Here is an 8,153-nt window from a genome sequence, read left to right on the forward strand (position 1 = left end):
GGCGTACATCCATGTACGCCGCCCTTCGGGTTTTTCCCCGCGATGGCCGCCGCTGCGGAAGGGAACCCGGTAAGTCAAAAGCAACAACCGAAGCAACAGCAAAAGCAAAAGCAACGGCAGGATCGAATCTGCTGCAGAGCGTAGGCAATTCCGTCGCAAACGATGCGCACGCAAGCCACGACAGCAACCAGGAACTCACACGTTCAACAACAAAAACTCCCGCTCCCAAGAACTGATCACCCGGAAGAACGTCTCGTACTCCTTGCGCTTGACCGAAATGTACGCCCGCACGAAACGCGGCCCCAGCAACTCCTGCAACGGCGCACAACGCTCCAACTCGTCCAGCGCCTCGCCCAGCGAGCGCGGCAACTGATAGCCCATCTCCTTGCCGCTGCCGGTGGTCGGCTCGGTCGGCTCGAGCTTCTCGCGGATTCCGAGCAAGCCGCAGGCCAGCGTCGCCGCCATCGCCAGGTAGGGATTGGCGTCGGAACCGGCGAAACGACTCTCCACGCGCATGTTCTCGATCGTGTCGATCGGCACACGCAGGCCGCAGGTGCGGTTGTCGAAGCCCCACAGCACATTGCTCGGCGACACCTCGCCGAACATCAGCCGGCGGTAGGAATTGACGTTGGGCGCGAAGAACGCCATCGCCATCGGCACGTACTTCTGCAGGCCCGCCAGGTAATGGGCGAAGGTGCGGCTGTACTCGCCGGCGCGGCGGCCGCTGAAGACGTTCTTGCCGTGCTTGTCCACCAGGCTCTGGTGGATGTGCATCGCACTGCCCGGCTCGTTCTCCATCGGCTTGGCCAGGAAGGTGGCGTAGACCCCGTGGCGCAGCGCCGCCTCGCGCATGGTGCGCTTGAACAGGAACACCTGGTCGGCGCGCGACAGCGCGTCGTCGTGGGTGAAGTTGACCTCCAGCTGCGCCGCGCCGGATTCGTGGATCAGCGTGTCCACGTCCAGCTCCATCGCGTCGCAATAGTCGTACATCAGGTCCAGGATCGGATCGAACTCGTTGACCGCGTCGATCGAGTACGACTGCCGTGCCGTCTCCGGCCGACCCGAGCGGCCGGCAGGCGGCAGCAACGGAAAGTCCGGGTCGGTGTTCTTCTGCACCAGGAAGAACTCCAGCTCCGGCGCCACCACCGGCTTGCAGCCGATCGCCGCATACGCCTCCAGCACCCCGCGCAGCACGTTGCGCGGCGCCAGTTCGTGGGGCTGGCCTTCCTTGGTATAGCAATCGTGGATCACCTGCGCGGTGGGATCGGCGGCCCACGGCACCATGCGCACCGTGTCCGGGTCCGGGCGCAGCTGCATGTCCGAATCCGACGGCGAAGTCAGGTCGTAGTAGTCGTCCGGGTAGTCGCCGGTGACCGTGGTGGCGAAGATGCCCTCGGGCAGGCGCGTGCCGTAGTCGTGCGAGAACTTGGCGGCGGGAATGATCTTGCCGCGCGCGTTGCCGGTGATGTCCGGCACCAGGCACTCGACCTCGGTGATGTGGCGCTCCTTGAGCCAGCGCCGCAACGAGCTTTCCTGCTGTTCCGGGGTGTGCTTGCGCGATCGGGGTCGACTGGCCATGGGAATCAGCGCCTGCGGCTGGCCGCATAGTGGCGACAGGCGTCGCCGAAGGATTGGAAGATGCCGAGATAGAACGGGTCGTCGAGGACCCGCCACTCCGGATGCCATTGCACACCGAGCAGGAAACCGGGGCCGATGCCGCGGAAGGCCTCGATCAGCCCGTCCGGCGCCAGCGCCTCGACGATCAGGTCGCCGCCGAGCCGGGCCACGCCCTGGCCGTGCAGCGAGTTGACCCGCACCCGCCCGCGGCCGGCGATCTCCTCCAGCCAGCCGCCTTCGCTCAGCGCCACCTCGTGCGCCGGCGCGTACTGCGCCTCCAGCGGCGCCTGCGGATCCTCGCGATGATCGGACAACCCCGGCTGCGCGTGCACCTTCTGGTGCAGGGTGCCGCCGAGGGCGACGTTGACTTCCTGGAAGCCGCGGCAGATCGCCAGGATCGGCAGGCCCAGCGAGATCGCCTGCGGAATCAGGTCCAGCGTGTTGGCGTCGCGCGCCGGGTCATGCAGGTTGCCGAGCCAGCTCGGCTCGTCGCTGTAATGGTGCGGCTCGATATTGCTGACCGCGCCGGTCAGCAGCAGGCCGTCGAGCCGCGTCAGCCAGGCGCGGGCGTCGACCGGGGGCTGCAGCGACGGCAGCAGCACCGGGGTCACCCCGGCGCCATCGACGGCGGCACGCAGATACTTTTCGCCCGCGGCCAGGAACGGATGGTGGCCGATGAGCTTGCGGTCGGTCGGCACACCGACCAGGGGCGATACGGCCATGCGAAGAACTCGTGTGGCGTCCTCGCAAGTTACCGCGAGCGTTTTATTTTTACAACACGACACGCAGTGGGACACGGCGCACAACGCACCTGCAGAGGCGCTGACCGGCCCGCACGATGCCGCAAAATCTCCTTCGTCATGCCGCAAAAGCGCAACACGGCCAGCGTGCCGCGTGAGCGAGCGTCGGCACGTCGCCTCCTGCCGCTGTTGAGTATTCTTGACGCCATGGCGCTCTGCTAAGCTCCAAGCACTCCCGCCGTCCGCCGCGATGACCCGCATGCACGACGCCCCGCTGCTGCCCCCGGACGATGCCCAGACCCTGCAGCGTATCGCCGGCTGCGAGCAGATCGACCTGCTGCTGCCGGACTGCAACGGCCTGCTGCGCGGCAAGCGCATCGCCCGCGAGGCGTTGGACAAGGTCTACCGCGACGGGGTGTGCCTGCCGATGTCGCTGATCGCCACCGACATCACCGGCAATACCGTCGAGGAAACCGGGCTGGGCTACGACATCGGCGACGAGGACCGGCTGTGCTTCCCGGTGCCGGGCAGTCTGCGGCCGGTGCCGTGGGCGCCGGTGCCGTCGGCGCAACTGCTGCTGGCGATGCAGGACGGCGCCGGCGGCGCGCTCGACTTCGCCCCGCGCCAGGTACTGGCGCAGGTGCTGGCCCGCCTGCAGGCACGCGGGCTGACCCCGGTGATCGCGGTGGAGCTGGAGTTCTACCTGTTCGATCCGCACGCCGACGCGCACGGCCGCCCGCAGCCGCCGCTGCACGCCCACAGCGGACTGCGCAACGACAGCACCCAGGTCTATTACATGCAGGAACTGGACGACCAGCGCGGCTTCACCGATGCGGTCGCGCAGGCCTGCCGCGCGCAGGGCATCCCGGCCGATACCGCGGTCGCCGAATACGCGCCGGGCCAGTTCGAGATCAACCTCAAGCACCGCGCCGATGCGCTGGCCGCCTGCGACGATGCGGTGCTGCTCAAGCGCGCGATCAAGGCGATCGCGCAGCAGCAGGGCCTGCTCGCCAGCTTCATGGCCAAGCCGTTCGCCGCGCAATCCGGCAGCGGTCTGCACGTGCACGTGAGCCTGCTCGACGATGCCGGCCACAACGTGTTCGCTTGCACCCCGCAGGCGCCGGCCGCGCCGCTGCGCCATGCCATCGGCGGATTGCAGCACAGCGCCGAGGACTGCCTGCTGCTGTTCGCCCCGCACGCCAACAGCTACCGGCGCTTCGTCGCCAATGCCTTCGTCCCGCTCAACGAGAGCTGGGGCTTCAACAACCGCACCGTGGCGATGCGGGTGCCGCACAGCGACCCGGCCAACACCCGCATCGAACACCGCATCGCCGGCGCCGACGCCAATCCCTACCTGGTCGTCGCGGCGGTGCTGGCCGGCATCGAACACGGCCTGGCGCAGGGCCTAGACCCCGGCCCGCCGACCCAGGGCAACGCCTACGCGCAACACGCCGCACGCGAACCGGACTGGCGCAGCGCGATCGCCCGCTTCTTGGACAGCGACTTCGCCGCCACCGCGTTCGGCACGCGCTTCCGGCATATCTACGGCCAGCAGAAACGCCGCGAGCTGCTGGACTTCCAGGCGCAGGTCAGCGATGTGGACTATCGCTGGTATTTGCGCACAGTTTGAAGGCTGGGAAACGGGAATGGTGAATCGGGAATCGAAAGCAGGCACCGCGAATGCGCCTGCAGCCCGGCGCGTGGTGTGCCTGGGTCATCGCAACGGTTCGCCGCCATGACCGGCGCTTCTCCCATTCCCCATTCCCGAGTCCCCACTCCCGGCGCGTCCTGGTACCTCGACAGCGCCGCACCATTCCCGGAACAGGAACCATTACGAGGCCAGGTGCGCGCCGACGTGTGCATCCTCGGCGCCGGCTATACCGGGCTGAGTGCGGCGCTGGCCCTGGCCGAGGCCGGGTATCGGGTGGTGGTGCTGGAGGCGCAGCGGGTCGGCTGGGGTGCGTCCGGGCGCAACGGCGGCCAGGCCATCGTCGGCTACGGCTGCGAGCAGCACACCCTGGAAGCCCTGCTCGGCCAGGACGATGCGCGACTGCTGTTCGACTTCTCCCGCGACGGCATGCAGTTGCTGCGTACCCGCATCGCCCGCCATGGCATCGCCTGCGACTGGCGCGACGGCCATGCGCACGTGGCGATCAAGCCGCGCCAGGAACGCGCGCTGCGCGCCGGCATCATCGAGATGGCGCAGCGCTACGACTATCCGCTGCAATGGTGGGACCGCGCGCAGTTGCAGTCGCAGTTGCGCAGCCCACGCTACCTGGGCGCGATGTACGACGCGGCCAGCGGCCACCTGCATCCGCTGGACTACGCGCGTGGCCTGGCGCGGGCAGCGCTGGCGGCCGGGGTGCGCATTTACGAGCAGACGCCGGTCACGCAACTGGTGCGCGGTGCGCGGCCGATCCTGCGCAGCGCGCACGGCGAGGTCGAGGGCGAGTTCGCCATCCTCGCCGGCAATGCCTGGCTGCGCGGCATCGCTCCGGAGCTGGAATCGCGGATCATGCCGGTCGGCACCTACATCGGCGCCAGCGCGCCGCTGGGCGAGGCGCTGGCGCGTGAGCTGATCGGCAACGACATGGCAGTGGCCGACGTCAACTGGGCGCTGGACTACTTCCGCCTCAGCCGCGACCACCGGCTGCTGTTCGGCGGCCGCGCCAGCTATTCGTCGCTGCCGCCGCCCGGCCTGCGCGGGGTGATGACGCGGCGCATGCGCCGGGTGTTCCCGCAACTGCGCCAGGTCGAGATGGACTCGGTGTGGGGCGGCTACGTCGACATCACCCGCAACCGCGCCCCGCATTGGGGCCGGCTGACCCCGAACGTGTACTTCGCGCAGGGCTTCTCCGGCCACGGGGTGGCCGCCACCGGCCTGGCCGGGGCGGTCATCGCCGCGGCAATCGCCGGGCAGGCGCAGCGGCTGGACGTGTTCGCGCGGATCCCGCACGCGCCCTTCCCCGGCGGCCGCCTGCTGCGCACGCCGCTGCTGGTGGCGGCGATGTCCTGGTACAAGCTGCGCGACGCGCTCTGGTAGCCAGCGACGCACCCGCGCCGCCCTCAAGTTTGCGCGCGCACGGCCGCTAACCGGGTTCCATTCCTGGATTGCCGCCCGCGAGGCATGCATGTCGCACCCGTTGTCGATCGCCCCCGACGGCAGCCCCGCACAGCAGCGCATCCTGCTGGTGGAAAACTCGCGCACCTTCACCGACCTGCTGCGCGCGGCGATCGAGCAACGGGTCGAACTGCCGGTCGTGGTGGTCTCCACCCTGGCCGAGGCCGCCGCCGCCCTGGATGACGGCGGCCCCTGGTTCCTGGCGCTGACCGGGCTGGTGCTGGCCGACGGCGACCGCGACACCGTCGTGGACTTCTTCGTCGCGCGCGGGCTGCCCACCGTGGTGGTCAGCGGGGTCTACGACGAGAGCCTGCGCAAGCGCATCCTGACCCAGCAGATCATCGACTTCGTCCTGAAGAACGCGCCGGACAGCATCGACTACCTGGCCTGGCTGGTGCAGCGACTGGCGCGCAACCGGTCCATCACCGCGCTGGTGGTGGACGACTCACCGTCGGCGCGCGCCTACGCCGCCTCCCTGCTGTCGATGTACGGCTACCGCGTGGTCGAGGCCGCCGACGGTGCCGCCGGACTGCGCGCGATCGAGGCCAATCCGTCCATCCGCCTGGCGGTGGTGGACCAGGAAATGCCGGGCATGGAAGGCGTGGAATTCACCCGCCGGCTGCGCGCATTGCGCGCGCGCGACATGCTGGCGGTGATCGGCCTGTCCGGCAACAACGACCCGTCGCTGGTCCCGCGCTTCCTCAAGAACGGCGCCAACGACTTCCTGCGCAAGCCCTTCTCGCGCGAGGAGTTCTTCTGCCGGGTCTCGCAGAACGTGGATCAGCTGGAGCTGATCGGCACCCTGCAGGACCTGGCGACACGCGACTTCCTCACCAGCCTGCCCAACCGCCGGCACTTCCTCGAACAGAGCCAGCGCGTGCTGGCGAAGTGGCTGGCGCGGCAGGAGCCGGTCGGCGTGGCGATGCTCGACATCGACCACTTCAAGCACATCAACGACACCTTCGGCCACGAGGCCGGCGACGAAGCGCTGCGCGCGGTGGCGGCGACCCTAGCCGCGCACGCGCGCCCGCAGGACATGGTGGCGCGCTTCGGCGGCGAGGAATTCTGCATGTTGGTGCCGGGCCTGGCCCCCGCCGCGGCCGCCGATTACTTCGAAACCCTGCGCGCGCGCATCGCCGACCTCGTGATTCCGCTGGGCACGCAGACCCTGCGTCTCACCATCAGCATTGGCGTCAGCAGCAGCGGTCCGCAGCGGCAGACCCTGCATCCGCTGCTGACCGAGGCCGACAAGTACCTGTACCTGGCCAAGGCCGGCGGCCGCAACCGGGTCGAACACGCGCCGCCGGCGGAGCCGGCGCTCAGCGACGCGGCCGCCTGATCGCCAGCAGGGCCAGCAAGGTCAGCAGCGCCGCCGCGCTGAGGTAGTAGCCCACCCACGGCAGGCCGTAGTGCGTGGCCAGCCACACCGCCACGTACGGCGCCGGCGCCGCGCCGACGATGCCGGCCAGGTTGAACGCCAGCGAGGCGCCGGTGTAGCGCACCGGCACCGGGTACAGTTCGGCCAGCAGCGTGCCGCAGGGGCCGTAGGTCAGGCCCATGAAGAAGAACCCCAGCGCAAGGAAGCCCAGCACCTGCCAGGGCTGCCCGGCCTGGAACAGCGGCGCGAAGAACAGCCCGAACGCGACGATGGCCACGCTGGCCACCAGCATCGCCGGGCGCGTGCCGCGACGGTCGCCGTACCAGGCCGACAACGGGATGCCGGCGGCGAAGAACAGGATGCCGACCATCTGCAGCAGCAGGAACTGCTCGCGGCTGTAGTGCAGCGTGGTGGTGCCGTAGCCCAGCGCGAACACCGTCATCAGATAGAACAGCACGAAGGTCGCCAGCACCGCGAACGTGCCCAGCGCCGTCGCGCCGACGTGCCGCGACAGCACCGTCTGCATCGGCAGGCGCACGCGCTCGTTGCGGTCCAGGGCGCGCTGGAAGTCCGGGGTCTCGTGGATGCGCAGGCGCACCCACAGCCCGGTGATCACCAGCAGGGCGCTGGCGACGAACGGAATGCGCCAGCCCCAGCGCAGGAACTGCGCCTCGTCCAGCAGCGCGCCCAGCAGCAGGAAGATGCCCGAACACAGCAGGAAGCCCAGCGGCGCGCCCAGCTGCGGGAACATGCCGTACCAGGCGCGCTTGCCCGGCGGCGCGTTCTCGGTGGCCAGCAGCACCGCCCCGCCCCACTCCCCCCCCAAGCCCAGGCCCTGGCCGAAGCGACACAGCACCAGCAGCGCCGGCGCCCACAGGCCGATCCGGTCGTAGCCGGGGAGCAGGCCGATCAGCACGGTGGACAGGCCCATGGTCAGCAGCGCCGCGACCAGGGTGGCCTTGCGGCCGATGCGGTCGCCGAAATGGCCGAACAGCGCCGATCCCAGCGGCCGCGCGACGAAGGCCACGGCGAAGGTCGCCAGCGACTGCAACTGCGCCGCATCGGCATCGCCTTCGGGGAAGAACAGCTTGGGGAACACCAGCACCGCGGCGGTGGCGTAGATGTAGAAGTCGAAGAACTCGATGGTGGTGCCGACCAGGCTGGCCAGCAGCACGCGACGCGGCGAGTTGACGGGCGGAACGGGAGACGCGGCAACGGTCATGGAGGCGACATCGACGGGAAAGCCGTCAGATCATGGCAGCCCGGTCACGGCTTGTCTCCCGCCGCCACGCCGCCA

7 protein-coding genes are annotated in these 8,153 nt (G+C 69.4%); 4 read left to right on the forward strand and 3 right to left on the reverse strand.

Annotation, left to right across the window (positions count from 1 at the left end):
• Nucleotides 1-236, forward strand: a 236-nt coding sequence (locus tag D588_RS28505) for a hypothetical protein (RefSeq protein WP_232764272.1), incomplete at its 5' end; no start/stop codon positions are given.
• On the opposite strand, the gene D588_RS0110190 is transcribed toward D588_RS28505, so the two are convergent.
• Together D588_RS0110190 and D588_RS0110195 are read right to left on the reverse strand one after the other, a co-directional pair.
• Nucleotides 196-1,578 (reverse strand): glutamine synthetase family protein, encoded by a 1,383-nt coding sequence (locus D588_RS0110190; protein WP_017908479.1) that lies wholly within the window; start codon nucleotides 1,576-1,578, stop codon nucleotides 196-198. The two genes, D588_RS28505 and D588_RS0110190, sit on opposite strands and share 41 nt — an antisense overlap.
• A 5-nt stretch (nucleotides 1,579-1,583) precedes the next feature.
• Nucleotides 1,584-2,339 carry a gamma-glutamyl-gamma-aminobutyrate hydrolase family protein gene (locus D588_RS0110195; protein ID WP_017908480.1) on the reverse strand — a complete coding sequence of 252 codons (756 nt, stop codon included), beginning with the start codon at nucleotides 2,337-2,339 and terminating at the stop codon, nucleotides 1,584-1,586.
• A gap of 268 nt (nucleotides 2,340-2,607) precedes the next feature.
• On the opposite strand from D588_RS0110195, the gene D588_RS0110200 reads away from it, so the two are divergent.
• The 3 genes from D588_RS0110200 to D588_RS24435 all read left to right on the forward strand — a co-directional run bounded on the left by D588_RS0110200 (nucleotide 2,608) and on the right by D588_RS24435 (nucleotide 6,817).
• Nucleotides 2,608-3,987 (forward strand): glutamine synthetase family protein, encoded by a 1,380-nt coding sequence (locus D588_RS0110200; protein ID WP_017915903.1) that lies wholly within the window; start codon nucleotides 2,608-2,610, stop codon nucleotides 3,985-3,987.
• Between the two features lie 105 nt (nucleotides 3,988-4,092).
• A complete protein-coding gene (locus tag D588_RS0110205; RefSeq protein ID WP_051067859.1) occupies nucleotides 4,093-5,400 on the forward strand; it encodes an FAD-binding oxidoreductase in 1,308 nt (435 codons plus the stop codon).
• A gap of 88 nt (nucleotides 5,401-5,488) precedes the next feature.
• Nucleotides 5,489-6,817: a diguanylate cyclase gene (locus D588_RS24435; protein ID WP_017915905.1), complete on the forward strand. Its 1,329-nt coding sequence runs from the start codon at nucleotides 5,489-5,491 to the stop codon at nucleotides 6,815-6,817.
• Here D588_RS24435 and D588_RS0110215 read toward each other — a convergent pair.
• Nucleotides 6,798-8,078: an MFS transporter gene (locus D588_RS0110215; RefSeq protein ID WP_026143566.1), complete on the reverse strand. Its 1,281-nt coding sequence runs from the start codon at nucleotides 8,076-8,078 to the stop codon at nucleotides 6,798-6,800. The two genes, D588_RS24435 and D588_RS0110215, sit on opposite strands and share 20 nt — an antisense overlap.
• Between the last annotated feature and the right edge of the window lie 75 nt (nucleotides 8,079-8,153).

Source organism: Xanthomonas sp. SHU 308 (assembly GCF_000364645.1).
GTDB classification, from domain to species: Bacteria; Pseudomonadota; Gammaproteobacteria; order Xanthomonadales; family Xanthomonadaceae; genus Xanthomonas_A; species Xanthomonas_A sontii.